Source organism: Maritalea sp. (assembly GCF_051251695.1).
Lineage (GTDB): Bacteria > Pseudomonadota > Alphaproteobacteria > Rhizobiales > Devosiaceae > Maritalea.
The window spans coordinates 49,884-65,542 of record NZ_JBPOEU010000021.1; the positions used below are offsets into that span (position 1 = coordinate 49,884).

Annotated in this window: 17 protein-coding genes; 10 read left to right on the plus strand and 7 right to left on the minus strand. The window is 51.7% G+C overall.

Features of this window, described 5'->3' with window-relative positions; all coding sequences use genetic code 11:
• Nucleotides 1-103 precede the first annotated feature (103 nt).
• From ccmA to ACSHWX_RS13325, 5 genes are read left to right on the plus strand one after another with little or no spacing between them, the layout of a single operon-like run.
• Nucleotides 104-748 (plus strand): heme ABC exporter ATP-binding protein CcmA, encoded by a 645-nt coding sequence (gene ccmA / locus ACSHWX_RS13305; protein ID WP_435668712.1) that lies wholly within the window; start codon nt 104-106, stop codon nt 746-748.
• Nucleotides 745-1,410 (plus strand): heme exporter protein CcmB, encoded by a 666-nt coding sequence (ccmB, locus tag ACSHWX_RS13310; RefSeq protein ID WP_435668713.1) that lies wholly within the window; start codon nt 745-747, stop codon nt 1,408-1,410. Before ccmA ends, ccmB begins: the two co-directional genes overlap by 4 nt.
• Nucleotides 1,411-1,419: 9 nt before the next feature.
• Complete coding sequence (locus ACSHWX_RS13315; RefSeq protein WP_435668714.1) at nt 1,420-2,205, plus strand: heme ABC transporter permease; 786 nt, start codon at nt 1,420-1,422, stop codon at nt 2,203-2,205.
• Nucleotides 2,202-2,378, plus strand: coding sequence for a heme exporter protein CcmD (gene ccmD, locus ACSHWX_RS13320; protein ID WP_435668715.1), 177 nt, complete (start codon nt 2,202-2,204; stop codon nt 2,376-2,378). The genes ACSHWX_RS13315 and ccmD overlap by 4 nt, the downstream gene beginning before the upstream one ends.
• 10 nt (nt 2,379-2,388) lie before the next feature.
• Nucleotides 2,389-2,934, plus strand: coding sequence for a DsbE family thiol:disulfide interchange protein (locus ACSHWX_RS13325; protein ID WP_435668716.1), 546 nt, complete (start codon nt 2,389-2,391; stop codon nt 2,932-2,934).
• Nucleotides 2,935-3,100: 166 nt separating this feature from the next.
• Here ACSHWX_RS13325 and ACSHWX_RS13330 read toward each other — a convergent pair whose 3' ends face one another.
• Genes ACSHWX_RS13330 through dapF form a run of 5 tightly spaced genes read right to left on the minus strand, consistent with a single transcriptional unit; the run spans nt 3,101 to nt 8,197 of the window.
• Nucleotides 3,101-3,700 carry a septation protein A gene (locus ACSHWX_RS13330; RefSeq protein WP_435668717.1) on the minus strand — a complete coding sequence of 200 codons (600 nt, stop codon included), beginning with the start codon at nt 3,698-3,700 and terminating at the stop codon, nt 3,101-3,103.
• Nucleotides 3,701-3,707: 7 nt separating this feature from the next.
• Nucleotides 3,708-4,793, minus strand: coding sequence for a threonine aldolase family protein (locus ACSHWX_RS13335; protein WP_435668718.1), 1,086 nt, complete (start codon nt 4,791-4,793; stop codon nt 3,708-3,710).
• Between the two features lie 28 nt (nt 4,794-4,821).
• On the minus strand, nt 4,822-6,030 hold the full coding sequence (gene ftsY / locus ACSHWX_RS13340; RefSeq protein WP_435668719.1) for a signal recognition particle-docking protein FtsY: 1,209 nt from the start codon (nt 6,028-6,030) through the stop codon (nt 4,822-4,824).
• A gap of 20 nt (nt 6,031-6,050) precedes the next feature.
• Nucleotides 6,051-7,316 (minus strand): tRNA (N(6)-L-threonylcarbamoyladenosine(37)-C(2))-methylthiotransferase MtaB, encoded by a 1,266-nt coding sequence (gene mtaB, locus ACSHWX_RS13345; RefSeq protein ID WP_435668720.1) that lies wholly within the window; start codon nt 7,314-7,316, stop codon nt 6,051-6,053.
• On the minus strand, nt 7,313-8,197 hold the full coding sequence (gene dapF / locus ACSHWX_RS13350) for a diaminopimelate epimerase (RefSeq protein ID WP_435668721.1): 885 nt from the start codon (nt 8,195-8,197) through the stop codon (nt 7,313-7,315). The genes mtaB and dapF overlap by 4 nt, the downstream gene beginning before the upstream one ends.
• Nucleotides 8,198-8,529: 332 nt before the next feature.
• On the opposite strand from dapF, the gene ffh reads away from it, so the two are divergent.
• Genes ffh through trmD form a run of 5 tightly spaced genes read left to right on the plus strand, consistent with a single transcriptional unit; the run spans nt 8,530 to nt 12,358 of the window.
• Nucleotides 8,530-10,086 (plus strand): signal recognition particle protein, encoded by a 1,557-nt coding sequence (gene ffh, locus ACSHWX_RS13355; protein WP_435668722.1) that lies wholly within the window; start codon nt 8,530-8,532, stop codon nt 10,084-10,086.
• Nucleotides 10,086-10,598 carry a GNAT family N-acetyltransferase gene (locus ACSHWX_RS13360; RefSeq protein WP_435668723.1) on the plus strand — a complete coding sequence of 171 codons (513 nt, stop codon included), beginning with the start codon at nt 10,086-10,088 and terminating at the stop codon, nt 10,596-10,598. The genes ffh and ACSHWX_RS13360 overlap by 1 nt, the downstream gene beginning before the upstream one ends.
• A 54-nt stretch (nt 10,599-10,652) precedes the next feature.
• Nucleotides 10,653-11,084, plus strand: coding sequence for a 30S ribosomal protein S16 (gene rpsP, locus ACSHWX_RS13365; protein ID WP_435668724.1), 432 nt, complete (start codon nt 10,653-10,655; stop codon nt 11,082-11,084).
• A 30-nt stretch (nt 11,085-11,114) separates the two neighbouring features.
• Entirely contained in the window at nt 11,115-11,663 is a 549-nt protein-coding gene (gene rimM / locus ACSHWX_RS13370) for a ribosome maturation factor RimM (protein WP_435668725.1), read from the plus strand.
• Complete coding sequence (trmD, locus tag ACSHWX_RS13375) at nt 11,660-12,358, plus strand: tRNA (guanosine(37)-N1)-methyltransferase TrmD (protein ID WP_435668726.1); 699 nt, start codon at nt 11,660-11,662, stop codon at nt 12,356-12,358. The genes rimM and trmD overlap by 4 nt, the downstream gene beginning before the upstream one ends.
• A 970-nt stretch (nt 12,359-13,328) precedes the next feature.
• Here the strand turns inward: trmD and ACSHWX_RS13380 are convergent.
• Nucleotides 13,329-14,510, minus strand: coding sequence for a cation:proton antiporter (locus ACSHWX_RS13380; protein ID WP_435668727.1), 1,182 nt, complete (start codon nt 14,508-14,510; stop codon nt 13,329-13,331).
• Between the two features lie 25 nt (nt 14,511-14,535).
• Nucleotides 14,536-15,294: a flavodoxin family protein gene (locus ACSHWX_RS13385; protein WP_435668728.1), complete on the minus strand. Its 759-nt coding sequence runs from the start codon at nt 15,292-15,294 to the stop codon at nt 14,536-14,538.
• Nucleotides 15,295-15,659: the final 365 nt, after the last annotated feature.

Below are 15,659 nucleotides of genomic sequence, written 5' to 3' on the forward strand. Positions count from 1 at the left end.
GTCGCAACTGTTGGATTTTGGCACGAAAATGATGTGATTTTGCGAAGATCGGCATATGCTTGAATGACTTGTTTTCAGCCCTAGCTTACAATATCAATCCATTATGGCCGATACCGAACAAATGGCAGAAAAAACATCGATTAAAGTGCGCGAATTATCCTGTTCGCGCTCCGGATTTGTCATTTTTGCGGGTGTTTCCTTTAATGCAATGCCCGGTGAAGTGATTCTTTTGCGCGGCCCAAACGGCGCGGGAAAGTCCACTTGCCTTGCCGCATTACATGGCGCGCTAACGCCGAGCGACGGCATTATCGACATTGAACTGGACGACGACGAGCGCAGTCCCCGCGAACTTTTGCATGTCATCGGCCATGTGCCGGGGGTGAAAACAACCCTCACCGTGCGCGAAAACTTGCAGTTCTGGGCCGACCTATATGGAAGCGCTGACAATATCGATCTCGCCATTGACGCAGCAGGACTTCATTTAATCGCTGATAGCGACGCTGCCATCCTTTCGGCTGGTCAAACAAGACGTTTGGCATTGGCACGACTTTTGGTGGCGGAACGCCCTATTTGGATTTTAGATGAACCCACCTCTGCCCTTGATAAACAGGGTGAAGGCTGGGTTGGCGATCTAATCGCAAGCCACGCAAACAAAGGCGGCATCATAATCGCTGCGACACACTTAGACATTCCCAACGTGCCAAAAGACAAAATCAAAACCGTTATGATCAACGGAGCACTGGCATGAAGGCTTTTTGGGCTGTTGTAAAACGTGACATTAAACTTGCCACCCGCATTGGCGGCGACGCGCTCACCGTGGTGCTGTTCTACGTGATGGTTGGTGCCATCATGCCGTTTGCCATCGGCCCTGATAAAGTATTACTCGCAAAACTTGGCCCGGCCATCATCTGGATTAGCGCCCTGCTTTCATTGTTGCTGGCGCTAGATCGCCTTTTTCGGACCGACCATGAGGATGGCTCACTCATCGCTATGCAGCAAGCCAGCTTGCCGCTCGAAATGATTGTTTTGGCAAAACTTATCGCCCATTGGGTCACCAACGCGCTGCCCCTCATCATCGCGACACCGCTCCTAGCGGTTCTGCTCAATCTTGATGCTGGCCAAACTTTTAAAATCATTTTCACCTTGTTGCTGGGCACACCGGCCTTGGTGTGTTTTGGCGCTATTGGCGCATCCGTAACCGTGACAATAAAACGCGGCGGTTTAATCGCCCCCATCCTTATATTGCCACTTTCCATCCCCACCTTGATTTTTGGCGTGAGTGCTTTATCAACCGGTGCGATTGAAACGGCGGCGAGTTCTGCATTGCTTTTTCTTGCAGGCTTTACATTGCTTGCATTGGTGTTCACCCCTTTTGCAACAGCGCTTGCTTTGAAAATGGGAGCCGAATAGAAAGAATATATGTCTAAAAACGCGATCTCTGACCCAACGCCTCAAGATTTGGGATTTTTCTCTCGGCTCGCCCATCCGGGCTACTTCATGCAATGGTCCAAACATTGGCTGATGCCGCTGACGGTCATCACCGTCGCGCTCTTACTGTTCGGAACGTACCTCGCATTTTTCAATTCTCCAGCTGATTACCAGCAGGGCGATACCGTGCGCATCATGTATGTGCATGTGCCAAATGCTTGGCTGTCCCAATTTTGCTATGCGGTAATGGTCATCGCCTCTATCGGCGGTTTGGTTTGGCGGCATCCGTTATCCGACGTTGCGGCTAAATCTGCTGCCCCCTTGGGCGCGACATTTACAGCCGTTGCCCTTGCCACTGGCGCATTATGGGGCGCACCGACTTGGGGCACATTTTGGGAATGGGATGGTCGCATGACCTCCACCCTTGTGATGTTGTTCATCTATCTGGGCATCATTGCCCTGTGGCGCACCTTTGAAGATCAGGCCCGTGCCGGACGCATTATTGCGGTCATCACCTTAGTTGGCGCGATCAACATCCCGATCATCAAATTCTCCGTCGAGTGGTGGAACACCCTTCATCAACCCGCCAGTGTTTTCCGAGCAGATGGGCCAACAATGCCCATGTCGATTTTGCTGCCGCTATTTGTGATGTTCTTTGCGTTCTCATTTTTGTTTTTGCTGCTGCATTTCATCTCCATGCGCGCTGAAATTTTACGCCGCCGCGTGCGAGCACTTGAACGCCGCAATGCGCAAAGCCTTCGACAGGAACACCCATGATCGACCTTTCACAGCATTTTGAATATATTGGTGGTGCGTACTTAATCACCTGCTTGCTTGTCGGTGCCTTAGTGTTTTTGGTCAATCGCGACTATCACACCCAAGAAAAGCGCCTTTCAGAACTTGAAGCAAAAGGCATTCGCCGCCGTTCACAAGAAACACCCAAAGGGTGAGGACCAAACGATGAAACGCGTCCTGATTTATCTCATACCGCTCGTTTTGACAGGCGGTCTATTTTTGTTGTTTGCAACGCAGATCAATGAAAATCCAAACCTTCTGCCATCGGCCTTGCTCAACAAACAAGCGCCCGAGTTTGAACTGCCACCCGTTGAAGGTCATGACCAACCCGGCTTTTCAACGGCGGACCTAAAAGACCAACTAACCCTTGTGAATGTTTTTGCAAGTTGGTGCGTGCCTTGCCGGGATGAACATGAATTTTTGGTTGAATTGGCAAAGCGTGATGACGTCAAAATCTACGGCATCAATTATAATGATCAACCCGAAAATGCCCGGCGCTTTTTGGCCGAATTGGGCAATCCTTACGATGCAATCGGCGCGGACCGCAACCGCCGGGTCAGTCTAAATTGGGGCGTTTACGGTGTGCCAGAGAGCTATTTGGTCAACCAAAACGGCACCATCATCTATAAGCACACCGGCCCGATCAATGCCGCAAGCTTTGCTGAAACGGTGATCCCAGCAATTGAAGCAGCGTTAGCCGACCCGAGCTAGGGTCGCCTAAAACACTCATATAAATCAATGGCATGGCAGCGTTTTGCGCAAAAAAGTGTAATTGATCCCGGCTCTAGGCCGGGAATGCAGCAAATATCTGGTGCAAAAAGCTAAGCTTAATTTTGATCTGCCCCGGACTTGATCCGGGGCCAAGGGAAGGAATTTCCTACCCTTCTTCAGCATTCGGCGCGTATTTAGTCAAAATCGGCACGACCAGCGCAAATGAGAAAATAAGCGTAAGTGGCATCAGGCCCCAAACCTTAAACGCGACCCAAAAATCGGTCGAAAAGTTGCGCCAAACAATCTCATTGATTACCGCAAGAACGAAGAAAAAGATACACCAGCGCCATGTCAGAATGCGCCAGCCTTCTTCCTTCAATTTATAAACATCACCAAACACATGTTTGAGCAATGAGTGGCCGAACAACAAGCCGCCAAGCAACACACTACCGAACAACATATTCACAATGGTGGGCTTAAGTTTGATAAACGTTTCGTCCTGAAAATAAAGCGTTAAACCGCCAAAAACCAACACGACAACGCCAGTCACTAGCGGCATCACCGCGATGCGCTTAAGCAATACCCAGCTCAATAAAAGCGATACCGCCATCGCGCCCATAAACCAGCCGGTCGCGACAAAAATACCAGCGCGGCTGTTCAATATGAAGAACAGAACAAGCGGGCCAAGTTCAAGCACCAATTTAACCAATTGGGGCCGCAACTCTTCCCAGTTCACTTCCTCATTGGGTTGTTTCGCATCACTCATGAATTACCTAACCTGTTCTCACCAATTTCATCATTTTGCCCATATGAAAGGCCCATTTATCTGGCAAAAGGGCCATACCATTTGAACCAATTTCGATATCAAATCCATATACGCCATCTAATGCCGTGTCATAAAGTCCACCAGCAATCCAAACTTTTTCCCGCTCAACCATCGCTAAAAGCGCGGCTTCAATTTTAGGCTTATCGTCCTTTATGTGAACCTGAAATCCACTCGTATGGGGCACAACAGGCGAAGTTGAGACCCCATTAAGTTGATTGAACAGCGCCGCAATTTTGCGCGCTTGCGCCACATAGTTTGGCACTTGGTCCAAATGCTTGTCCAACCCCTCAAGGGCCGAAACAGCCAAGGGAAACTGAAACGGCAAATCGCCACCCATCCTGGTGATCCAAACGTCTGCTGCTTCCAGCACAGCCTTTTCACCAACAATCCCGCAACCACCCAAATTGCCCATTTCCTTATAAAACGAGCAATAAAGCGTGTCACATAGGCGCGAAATTTCAGCCAGAGACTTATCATATGCCGCCGCTGCGCCAAAAACGCGCGCGCCATCAATATGAAAATGCACGTCATGCACATGGCACCAGGTCGAAATTTTCTGCAGTTCCGTAAACGGCAAAAGCCTGTAACCAGCGCGCCTTAGGGGCAATTCAACACATACGACAGCCGGCAATTCGCCAAGTTCATCCAAGTCATCTACCGTAAACGGCCGATGATGGCCCCCGGTGCGTAAAAACCGGATGGGGTGCAAAACCTCAACGGCCTCAGCTTCGTCATAGTCAAAATGCGACAATCGGTGTACCGCAACCCGATTATTGCCAGATTTTTCAACAACGGCCCGCAAAATTGCCATTTGAGCAATCATGCCTTTAACGCAAAACCGTGCCGCCGGGGCTTCAAATATCGATTTTAGGCGCTCAACGACCGCGCTGCATGCCCCGCCCTCACCATAGATATCCGATGGCAATTTTGCATATTCGCTCTCCGCCAACGTGGTGAGTACCTCACCAACGTCGGGCGAGGAAAACGCGGGAAGGACATATTCGCATGTCTGCATTAATTCACGTTTGATCATATTGTGTTCCTCTTAAAGCCGCCAAGTCTCACGAAATTTCGCTTGTACCAGCAATCGCTTCGGCAAAGTCACCTGCCTCAAACGGCTCCAAATCTTCGATATTTTCGCCAACCCCAATAAAATGAACCGGCAATTGATGTTTCCTAGCGATCGCAACAAGAATGCCGCCACGCGCCGTGCCGTCCAATTTCGTCATCACCAACCCGCTAACGCCAGCTCGCTTGCCAAAAATCTCAACTTGATTGAGCGCATTCTGCCCCGTGGTGGCATCAAGCGTTAGCAAGGTGGAATGGGGCGCTGTTGGATCGACTTTTTTGATCACGCGAATGATCTTTTCCAGTTCCGCCATTAATTCATCGCGGTTCTGCAAACGACCTGCCGTATCAATAATCAGAACGTCCGCGCCTTGCTCTTTGGCTTGCGTAACCGCATCAAACGCCAACCCAGATGCGTCAGCACCCGTAGGGCGCGTGATCACTTCAACATTGGAACGTTGTCCCCAAACCTGAAGCTGTTCCACCGCCGCCGCGCGAAACGTATCGCCAGCCGCCAGCACAACTTTCTTGCCCTCTGCGGTCAGTTTTGCGGTTAATTTGCCAATGGTTGTGGTTTTGCCCGAACCATTAACACCCACCATCAAAATCACGTGCGGCTTTTGGCCAATATCAAAGTTCAGCGGCTGGGCAACCGGCGCCAACACCGCGGAAACCTCCTCGCGCAAAACGGCGCGGATTTCTTCAACGCTGATCTCCTTGTCAAACCGGTCTTTGGCCAATTTTTCGGTGATCATCATCGCCGTATCAATGCCCAAATCGGCTTGGATCAAGACGTCTTCAAGCTGCTCAAGCGTTTCAGCATCAAGCTTTTTCTTGGTGAAAATCGCGCCAATATTGTCGGTCAACTGATCCGAAGAACGCTTAAGCCCCGTCGTTAGCCGCTGGAACCAGCTTTTCTTGACCTCAGGCTCACTAGAGCCGAGGGCGGCTTCTGCTTCAGGCGGGACGACTGCCGGGGTATCAGCCTCAGGCGTGAAGGTCGGGACCACAGTTGTCACCGCAATAGGCACCGCGGCGGGCACGTCAACAGGCTGCTCAACGTCAAGCGCCTCTTGTTGTTCCTCAACGCCTGTTTCTATTTCTGGATTTTCAGGCGCAACCTGTTGGTCCTCATCCTTTGAGGGAACTACTTTCTTTCCACCAAAAATTCGGCCAAAAAAACCCGGTTTCTTTTCGCTCATCAATTATCCTTTTAGACCCTTTAAGCCACTTGCCTGATGGGTTCGCCAATAAGCCCGTGTTCACCAACACCGGTCACCAATGCCCGCAAAATCTGCCCCTGCTCTGCGTCTTTGATCATGATCGGGGCAAACTGTTCTGTGCGGCCAATCCCATTCCGTTCGATCAAAACGGAATGCTCTTCGCCGACCTGTCGGCTCAAAAACGCTTCATGTTGCTTTTCGCCAGCTGCCCGAAGTTTAACCGCCCGCGCCTTGGCAATCTTTTTGTCAACCTGAGGCATTTTTGCCGCCGGGGTGCCTGGGCGAATTGAATAGGGAAATACATGCAAATAGGTGAGGTTACATTCCTCAATGATCTTCATGGAGTTGGCAAACATTTCGTCAGTTTCCGTCGGGAAGCCAGCAATAATATCCGCGCCAAATACCATATCAGGCCGAAGCGCCCGTGCTTCATTGACAAATGCAATCGTATCTTCGCGCAAATGCCGCCGCTTCATGCGCTTTAAAATCATGTTATCACCCGATTGGAGCGACAAATGCAGATGCGGCATCAATCGCTGCTCAGATTGAAGCACCTCCATCAATGCTTTATCGGCTTCAATAGAATCAATTGAAGATATGCGCAGACGACGCAAGTTGGGCACATGTTTTAGAATTTGTTGGGTCAGTTTGCCCAAACTCGGCTTACCGGGCAAGTCTGGACCATAAGAGGTAATATCAACCCCTGTTAGCACCACTTCCCCCACGCCATTGTCCGCCAGTTTTTTGATCTGATCGACCACAACGCCCATCGGCACCGAGCGCGAAGGACCACGCCCATAAGGGATAATGCAAAACGTACAGCGATGATCACAACCATTTTGGACCTGCACGAAAGAACGCGTGCGCCCTTCCATCCCCTCGATCAAATGACCGGCGGTCTCTTTAATGCTCATAATATCATCGACAAGAATTTTCGAATTGCCGCCAATGCCGAACTTGAGCCCTTGATAGGTCTCAGCCTTCATCTTTTCGGCATTGCCCATCACCAAATCAACTTCACCCATCTGGGCGAAGCTTTGTGCATCGGTTTGCGCCGCGCATCCAGTGACGATGATCTTCTTGTTCGGGTTATCCCGCCGCGCTTTGCGAATGGTTTGCCTTGTTTGGCGCACAGCTTCTTGGGTTACAGCACATGAATTGACGATGATGACGTCATCAAGCCCTGCGGCTTTGGCTTGGTCTTTCATCACCTCAGATTCAAACGTGTTAAGCCGACAACCAAGCGTTAACGTTTCAACACTCATGCCGCATCACCTACGAACAAGTCAGCAGGCAATTCACCATCAAACTCGGTTTCAAATGGGCCGGTCATCAAAATATGCTTGTCGCTTTCGCGCCACTCAATTTGCAAGCTCCCACCGGGCAACTCGATATTGACTTTGCGCTCTGTCAGGTCCTTACGCACAGCCGCAACACCCACCGCACACGCAGCCGTGCCACATGCTTGAGTAAGCCCCGCACCGCGTTCCCAAACTTTTACTTTGATCTTCGTTGGCGATATTACTTGCGCTAACGAAATATTGGCCCGCTCGGGAAAAATTGGATGATTTTCCAACATTGGCCCAAATTTCTCCAAATCATGGGCGTCCAAATCATCAACCCAAAAAATCGCGTGTGGATTGCCCACATTCACAACAGAAGGCGTATGCAAAATCGGCGCATCAATCGGCCCGATCTGCAATTCAATGCCGGTTGTATCTTCAAATTCTTCCGCCAGAGGGATCAATTGCCACTGCAACAATGGAACGCCCATATCCACAGTAACCACGTCACCCAATTGGGTGTCACCATGGTGTGTTGAGCGCAACAGCCCAGCGTTGGTCTGAATGGTCACCTCAGGGCGACCCAACTCCTGAGCCATCAAATAGCCGATGCAGCGGGTGGCGTTGCCACAAGCGTCGACTTCACCGCCTTCTGCATTATAGATGCGCATGAAAATGTCAGCTTCATCGTCGCCCGGCACTTCCATGATGATCAATTGATCACAGCCGATGCCCAGCTCCCTGTCAGCAATCCAGCGCACATTGTTCTCAGTGAAAGTAAGCGCACGCTTTCGGGCGTCAATGACCACAAAATCATTGCCCAAACCATTCATCTTCAAAAAAGGAACCGCATCGCCGCTCATTTTATCGCTCACTATTATTGTCTATTTCGCCCTATATGGCGCAGATTACCGTCAATTACCAGCATAGCGGATGAAGATTAATCCAAGCTGGATCAAGATTAATTGACTCTATATGCCATTTGCACTAAACGATCACCGATAAGTTTTAGCATTCGAGCCTTTCTCGAGCCACTACCTTATGCGGCATTAGCTGATGTAAGGGGTCAACATCCACCAGCGCGTTGCGCCCGTGGGTGTTATTTACTTATGGATTTTGGACTTTAATTTGAAGAGTTCAATACCCATTTGAAAAGGGCACGAAACAAAAAACTTAGCAATTTGATTGGACCAATATGTTTCAAAGCCTCTCCGACCGCTTAAGCGGCATTTTTGATGGAATTACAGGCCGCGGCGCTCTTTCAGAAGACGACGTGAACAAAGCTCTGCGCGAAGTGCGTCGGGCATTGATTGAAGCCGATGTCTCATTGGAAGTTGTGCGCGGGTTCGTTGAGCAAGTGCGCGACCGTGCGGTTGGCGCTGAAGTTACCAAGTCCATTACCCCGGGCCAACAAGTCGTCAAAATTGTAAATGACGAATTGGTTGCGGTGTTGGGCACAGACGCTGTTCCGCTTGATCTTAAATCCACCCCACCTGTTGCGATTATGATGGTTGGTTTGCAGGGCGCGGGTAAAACCACAGCGACCGGTAAGATCGCTAAACGCTTAAAAGAAAAGCAAAACAAAAAGGTTTTGCTCGCCTCACTTGATACACGTCGCCCAGCGGCGATGGAACAATTGAAAATCCTGGGCGACCAGATCGGCGTCGACAGCCTTGAAATCATTGCGGGTCAAACCCCAGTTGAAATCGCCAAGCGGGCTCAAACCGAAGCCAAGCGCGGCGGCTATGATGTTCTGTTCCTAGATACTGCTGGCCGTACCCACATCGATGAAGAATTGATGGCGGAAACTGCTCAGGTTAAAGCGGCGACCAACCCACACGAAATTCTGCTCGTCGCTGACGCTCTAACCGGCCAAGACGCTGTAAACCTTGCCCGTTCATTTAACGAACGCGTTTCAATCACCGGCATTATGTTGACCCGAATTGACGGCGATGGTCGTGGCGGCGCAGCGCTTTCCATGCGCGCGGTTACCGGCAAGCCGATCAAGCTATTGGGTACGGGCGAAAAACTCGAAGACCTTGAAGATTTCCACCCGTCTCGCGTTGCAGACCGGATTTTGGGCATGGGCGATATCGTATCGCTCGTTGAAAAAGCCGCAGAAACCGTAAACGCAGAAGACGCGGCCAAAATGGCCAAGAAAATGAAGAAGGGCGTTTTCGATCTTGATGATCTGAAAAACCAACTTCTTCAAATGAAAAAAATGGGCGGCATGGGCGGCCTTATGGGCATGATGCCCGGCATGGGCAAAATGAAAAAGCAGATGGCCGGTGCCAATGTGGATGAAAAAATGTTCGACCGTCAGGTCGCCATCATCCAGTCGATGACCAAAAAGGAACGCTCAACCCCAGCCCTATTGAACGCATCACGTCGTAAACGGGTTGCGGCTGGTTCCGGCACATCCGTGCAAGAGATCAACAAGCTGATCAAAATGCATCGCCAAATGGCCGACATGATGAAAAAAATGTCCAAAGGCAAAGGCGGCATTGCTGGCGCACTTGGCGGCATGATGGGCGGTGGCATGCCAAACATCGATCCATCACAAATGGACCCGCAAATGCTTGCCGAAATGGAAAAGCAAATGGGCGGCCAAATGCCTGACCTTGGCGGCTTGGCTTCACCAACTGCGGCAAAACAATTGCCCACAAGCGTTGATGATTTGCTCAAGGGCGGCGGCGCACCACGTTTCCCTGGCCTTCCCGGCCTTGGCCCGAAATTCGGGGGCAAGAAATAGTGGTTACTATTCCTACTCTTGAAACGGAACGTTTGATTTTGCGTGGGTTCAAAGCGGAAGATTTTGAAGCTTATGCTGAAATCGCAGCTGATGGCGAATGGTCACAATTTGTTGGCGGTCCGCTAGAACCTGGCAAGGCTTGGCGTGCCCTTGCAACCCTAATCGGTCATTGGACTTTGCGCGGCCATGGCATGTTTGCAGTAGAAGAAAAATCTACCGGCGCATTCATCGGACTGGTTGGACATTGGAACCCTGGCGATTGGCCAGAGCCTGAAATTGCTTACACACTTGCAAAAACCGCAGCTGGCAAAGGCTACGCAACCGAAGCCGTCAAAGCGATGATTGCTCACACCTTCAACGCCCTAAAGTGGGACACGGTGGTCAGCTATATCGATGACAACAATATTCCTTCGCAAAAGGTAGCAAAGCGCGTTGGCGCCGTTGCCGAAGGCGAAACCAAATTGGGTGAATCAACGGTTCGAGTTTACCGACACCCAAATCCGAACAAGTAACAATCAATTTGCCGCTCAGTGGCGGCTAAAAGTCCATCTAAGGAGATTACTAAAATGGCTACTAAAATTCGTTTGGCCCGTGGCGGCTCTAAAAAACGTCCTTATTATCACATCGTTGTTGCTGACGTGCGCGCACCGCGCGACGGTCGCTTCATCGAACGTGTTGGCGCATATAACCCAATGCTTTCAAAAGACGATGAAGGCCGGATTAAACTAAACGAAGAACGCATTCAGCACTGGCTTTCAGCTGGCGCACAGCCAACTGACCGTGTTCACCGTTTCTTGGATGCCGCTGGCCTGTTGAAGCGCGACGAGAAAAGCAATCCAAATAAAGCAAAACCTGGCAAAAAAGCCCAAGAGCGTTTGGACGAAAAACGTCAGGCTGAAGAAGACGCAGCAGCAGCAGCGGCTCAAGCTAAAGAAGATGCAGCAGCGGCAGCAGCCGAAGCGGCCGCAGCGCCAGCAGAAGAAGCCCCAGCAGAATAATTTCTGCTTCGCTTCACGAAGGAAAAAGCCATGGACAGCGACGACAAAAAATTCTCCAAGCGGGTTCTTATGGGCCAAATTGGTGCTGCCCATGGCATTCAAGGTCAAGTGCGGATTAAATCCCACACCGAGGACCCGTTGGCCCTTAAAAACTATTCGCCTTTGACCACCAATCGGCCCGGACTAGAAATAGTCATCAAAAAGGCCCGGTTGAACAAAACCGTGATTGTCGCGTCCATTTCAGGCGTTGCGGATCGCACAGCAGCAGAAGCCCTTAATGGGGTTAAACTCTACGTGAACCGCGATCAATTGCCTGAAACCCAAGATGAAGACGAGTTCTACCAAGCTGACCTTATCGGTTTGGAAGCCCGCTTCACTGACGGCAAGAAATATGGCACCATCACCGCCATTCAAAATCATGGCGCCGGTGACATTTTGGAAATCCGCCCTGTTCGTGGCCCTTCTGACCTGTTGCCATTTACCAAAAAAATCATTCCTGAGATCAATGTCGCTGAGGGTTATGTGATACTTGAATTGCCCTTGGAAATTGAGGTCAAAGAAGACCAAGTGTTTGATTGATGTTTCGCGCTGATGTCATCACGCTGTTCCCCGAACTGTTCCCCGGCCCGCTAGGCGCATCCATTATTGGCCGCGCAATGAACAATGGCTTGTGGTCGCTCAATGCGACCCAATTGCGCGATTACGCACACGACAAGTACAAAAAGGTGGACGACACCCCCGCAGGCGGTGGCCCCGGCTTAGTGCTAAAACCCGACATTCTCGCCCGCGCCATCGACGATGTTTCACCCCCCGATGACCCGCGCCCACGCCTCCTGATGAGCCCGCGCGGCAAACCGCTAACGCAAAACTATGCCCGCGAACTGTCCAAAGGCCCCGGCGCCGTAATCATTTGCGGCCGCTTTGAAGGCATTGACCAACGGGTAATCGACCAGCGCAACCTGATCGAAATTTCAGTTGGCGACTATGTTCTGTGCGGCGGCGAAGTCGCCGCCATGACCCTACTTGAAGCCACCACCCGGCTCTTGCCCGGCGTCATGGGCTCCAATCAAAGCGAGATGGACGAGAGTTTTGAAAACGGCCTGCTCGAATATCCCCAATATACAAGACCAGCAGAATTTGAGGGCCAATCGATCCCCAGCGTGGTGACCGGCGGCGACCACAAAAAGCTGGGTGAATGGCGGCAAGAGCAGTCTAAAAAATTAACCCAAGATCGCAGACCCGATTTGTGGAACAAGTTTAAGAGCGAAGATTAGTCACTGCGCTTATCGATCTCTAACCGAGCCCGGCGCTTTGCATTTTTCACGCCGCCGTTTAGCGCTTCGCTTAGTATTTATTTAGCGCTCACGCCGCGCAGGCTGCCCCGGCACCCCCGGCTCATTTTCGCGCCGCCGTTGGTCGCTCCGCTCCCGGCCCCGGCACCCCCGGCTCATTTTCGCGCCGCCGTTGGTCGCTCCGCTCCCGACCCCGGCACCCCCGCCAATTGGTGCCCAACACAACCGCAGTGGGAGCGCGCGCAAACCGCAGCGCATGTCCCTCCCTCATCGTCATCCTCGGGCTTGACCCGAGGATCCAGTTCTGGTTTCCAACACCGTCGCGACTTAAGGGCATTCCTGCCCGTATACCAACCAAAACAACAAAATCAATCAGCCTTTCACGACGCAAAACGCCTGTCCCAACAAAAGCAAAATCCCCACAAGAATTCGCAAGCACTTTCCCTCCCCCTTGTGGGGAGGGATCAAGGGTGGGGGGATAACGCAACCAAAAACGCAAATAGCCGACCCCGGCTCAAGGCCAGGGAGTTCGTAAGTCGCACAAAGACGGCCGCAATGGCCTTTCTGCCGAAACCTTAGACATGCGTCATTGCCTCCCCGACCCTAAAAAGTTGGAGAGACATCATTCCGACCAGCCGGCCAGCTGATAACCAATATCGGCTTGAGCCGAACGGTCCGCTCGCCAATCTACCGACCGTCATCCCCGCGCAGGCGGGGATGCAGATAAGAATTTCAACCAGCACCATCGCTGCGACGTGGGGACAGTCTGGCCTAGATTCCCGCCTGCGCGGGAATGACGCGCGTCAGCTATGCGGACAAAGTTGCCGATACAAGCTCTACTATCAATGTCCGCTTTGGTCGCGAAAAGGGACAACTAATCAGTGCGATGGTGGCAGGTTACGTCAGCTTGATGTAACTTTTCAAAGGACTCATCCCTCCCATAAATCAATGGTCATTTGCCTAGGGCCTTGATGAACGGACCGGTGGTAGTGCCATGTAGAATTGCGCTGATCCAGACAGCGTTAGTTGCAAAGTGGACGACGTATATAGCCGTCTCAGGGGCCAGTTCTTCTGCAACCAGTAGCGCAAAGAGCGCGGTCGCAAGCCCGCGTGGGCCGAACCAGCCGATGAACACACGCGTTTTGAGGTCAGCGTCGGTTCGCGCCAATGCCACAGCAACGGCGAAGGGGCGCACGACAATCAGACTCAGCAGTATCGCAGCGAGCATAGGCGCGTCGAGTGCGCGGATTGCCTCGGGGAACAGAAGCGCACCAATCAAGAAGAACGCCGTCCATGACAATAGTTGCCCTTCGTTCTCAGAAAACTCGAAAATGAACGAACACCGTTTTTCGACCACCCAGCCAAAGCTGATGCCGCAAGCGAAGGCAGAGATGAAACCGTTTCCACCAATCATCGTCGCTGAGAGATAGGCGCAGAACGCCAGAGCCAACACTGCAATGCCTTCAAAGCGCTGAGACGAGGTGCCTTTGGCCTGTGCCAGAAGGAAGGCCCGTCCGACGACAAGTCCCATCACCGCGCCCACAAGCGGGCCAATGGTGATTTGCATCAAGCCATACAATGGCCAGCCCATGGACGGGGCCGAAGAACTGGCGGCGGCGAAGGCCGCAAACGTCAAGATCACGGGCAATGCGATTCCGTCGTTTAGCCCGCTTTCAACAATGATCGCGCGGCGCAGGCGTTCGGGAACGTCCTTGCTTTCAACGACCGATTGGCCAAGGGCTGCATCTGTCGGCACCATGATGGCTGCGAGCAAAAGGATAACCGGCAACGGCCACTCGGGCAGCAGCGCAAAGTTAACAATTGCCCCACCTAACAGGGCCAAGGGCATGCCGATCAGCAAAGTCCGGGCAGGCCATGTGTGCCGTTCTATCAGACCTGCGACGTTGATCTTTGCGGCGTCCAGAAACAGCAGCACGACCAAGGCAAACTCTGCCACCGTATGAAGATGCGCCTCGGTGATGCCGGCGGGAGCTACATCGAAACTGGACAGAACGCAGCCGAAAAACAGCGCGACCATGGGGGCGGTGATCATCGAGCGGGTAACAGATTTTGCTACAAGGGCGAAACCCATCAACACCGCAGAGATGATCACCAAGGGGAGATATTCTGTCATTTGGCTCCCCCCCTAAATGATCTAATTACACGCGATGCTCGGGATTTTCATAGTCAAACTTGCACCCGGCTTTCCAGGCGTTGCGGTCATTACCGTGATTGGGCAGACCACCCGCGTCTTTGAGCATCCGCGCCATGTGCATAAGGTTCCAAGTCATAATGGTCGTGTTGCGCTGCGTGAAATCGTTGTCGAAACCAACAGCACCGCCATCTCCTTTGTCGCCATACGAGGGCCCTGGTCCGGCCTCTCCAATCCATCCGCAATCGGCCTGTGGGGGGATGATGTAGCCCAGATGTTGCAGGGCATAGAGCATGGTCATCGCGCAATGTTTGATGCCGTCTTCGTTACCGGTGATCACAGCACCTCCGACTTTCCCGTAGAACGAGCTTTGGCCTTTGTCGTTAAGCTGACCGGACATACCATAAAGACGCTCAATGATGACACGGCATACGGAGCTTTCCTCGCCCAGCCAAATCGGGGTGCCAAGGACAAGGATGTCGGCAGCAGCAACCTTCTCCCAGATATCTGGCCAATCGTCGCGGTCCCAACCGTGTTCCGTCATATCAGGGTAAACGCCGTACGCAATCTGATGGGATGCAGGGTGGATGACATCCACCTTTACATTGTTCTTAGACATAATTTCCTCGGCGACACTTAGCAGTATTCCGGTGTGCGAAGACGCCTCTTTCTTTTTTAGCGTGCAGTTGAAAAACACCGCCTTTAGATCGCTAAAGTCTGTTTGGTTGTCCTTGCAGAGCTGGTTCTGCTGTTCATTGAGTGCCATTGTCATCGCTTTCTTTTTACTTCGGCTTGTAGCTGACGTTAGCAGATTTGAAGCAGATCAACGAATGACATTTTTTGAAATCAGACATTCGTACGCCGCGCCGTAGAGAACACAATGGGCTTATTCTGTTGAAAAACTCTGACACTGGCGTGCCGACCCAAGCTTTGTAGAAAATCCTCCCTCTCAAGACTTTTGATCGGAACTTCGTTTTGTGAAATCATTTTTTGAAACTAGATTCTAAAAAATCAACGCCTATTTTCCGATATGGAGTTTTTCAACGGAATAGGCCCATATGTATGTACCGGCTGCTGTTCGCAAGTGATTTCTGCATGTTCTCGGAAGTCGCTCATATGTATCCGGCCTGT

Excerpts from the sequence above, each read along its gene's own strand:
- ccmA (WP_435668712.1), top strand. The coding sequence starts at position 104 with ATGGCCGATACCGAACAAATGGCAGAAAAAACATCGATTAAAGTGCGC.
- ccmB (WP_435668713.1), top strand. The coding sequence starts at position 745 with ATGAAGGCTTTTTGGGCTGTTGTAAAACGTGACATTAAACTTGCCACC.
- ACSHWX_RS13315 (WP_435668714.1), top strand. The coding sequence starts at position 1,420 with ATGTCTAAAAACGCGATCTCTGACCCAACGCCTCAAGATTTGGGATTT.
- ccmD (WP_435668715.1), top strand. The coding sequence starts at position 2,202 with ATGATCGACCTTTCACAGCATTTTGAATATATTGGTGGTGCGTACTTA.
- ACSHWX_RS13325 (WP_435668716.1), top strand. The coding sequence starts at position 2,389 with ATGAAACGCGTCCTGATTTATCTCATACCGCTCGTTTTGACAGGCGGT.
- ACSHWX_RS13330 (WP_435668717.1), bottom strand. The coding sequence starts at position 3,700 with ATGAGTGATGCGAAACAACCCAATGAGGAAGTGAACTGGGAAGAGTTG.
- ACSHWX_RS13335 (WP_435668718.1), bottom strand. The coding sequence starts at position 4,793 with ATGATCAAACGTGAATTAATGCAGACATGCGAATATGTCCTTCCCGCG.
- ftsY (WP_435668719.1), bottom strand. The coding sequence starts at position 6,030 with ATGAGCGAAAAGAAACCGGGTTTTTTTGGCCGAATTTTTGGTGGAAAG.
- mtaB (WP_435668720.1), bottom strand. The coding sequence starts at position 7,316 with ATGAGTGTTGAAACGTTAACGCTTGGTTGTCGGCTTAACACGTTTGAA.
- dapF (WP_435668721.1), bottom strand. The coding sequence starts at position 8,197 with ATGAGCGGCGATGCGGTTCCTTTTTTGAAGATGAATGGTTTGGGCAAT.
- ffh (WP_435668722.1), top strand. The coding sequence starts at position 8,530 with ATGTTTCAAAGCCTCTCCGACCGCTTAAGCGGCATTTTTGATGGAATT.
- rpsP (WP_435668724.1), top strand. The coding sequence starts at position 10,653 with ATGGCTACTAAAATTCGTTTGGCCCGTGGCGGCTCTAAAAAACGTCCT.
- rimM (WP_435668725.1), top strand. The coding sequence starts at position 11,115 with ATGGACAGCGACGACAAAAAATTCTCCAAGCGGGTTCTTATGGGCCAA.
- ACSHWX_RS13380 (WP_435668727.1), bottom strand. The coding sequence starts at position 14,510 with ATGACAGAATATCTCCCCTTGGTGATCATCTCTGCGGTGTTGATGGGT.
- ACSHWX_RS13385 (WP_435668728.1), bottom strand. The coding sequence starts at position 15,294 with ATGGCACTCAATGAACAGCAGAACCAGCTCTGCAAGGACAACCAAACA.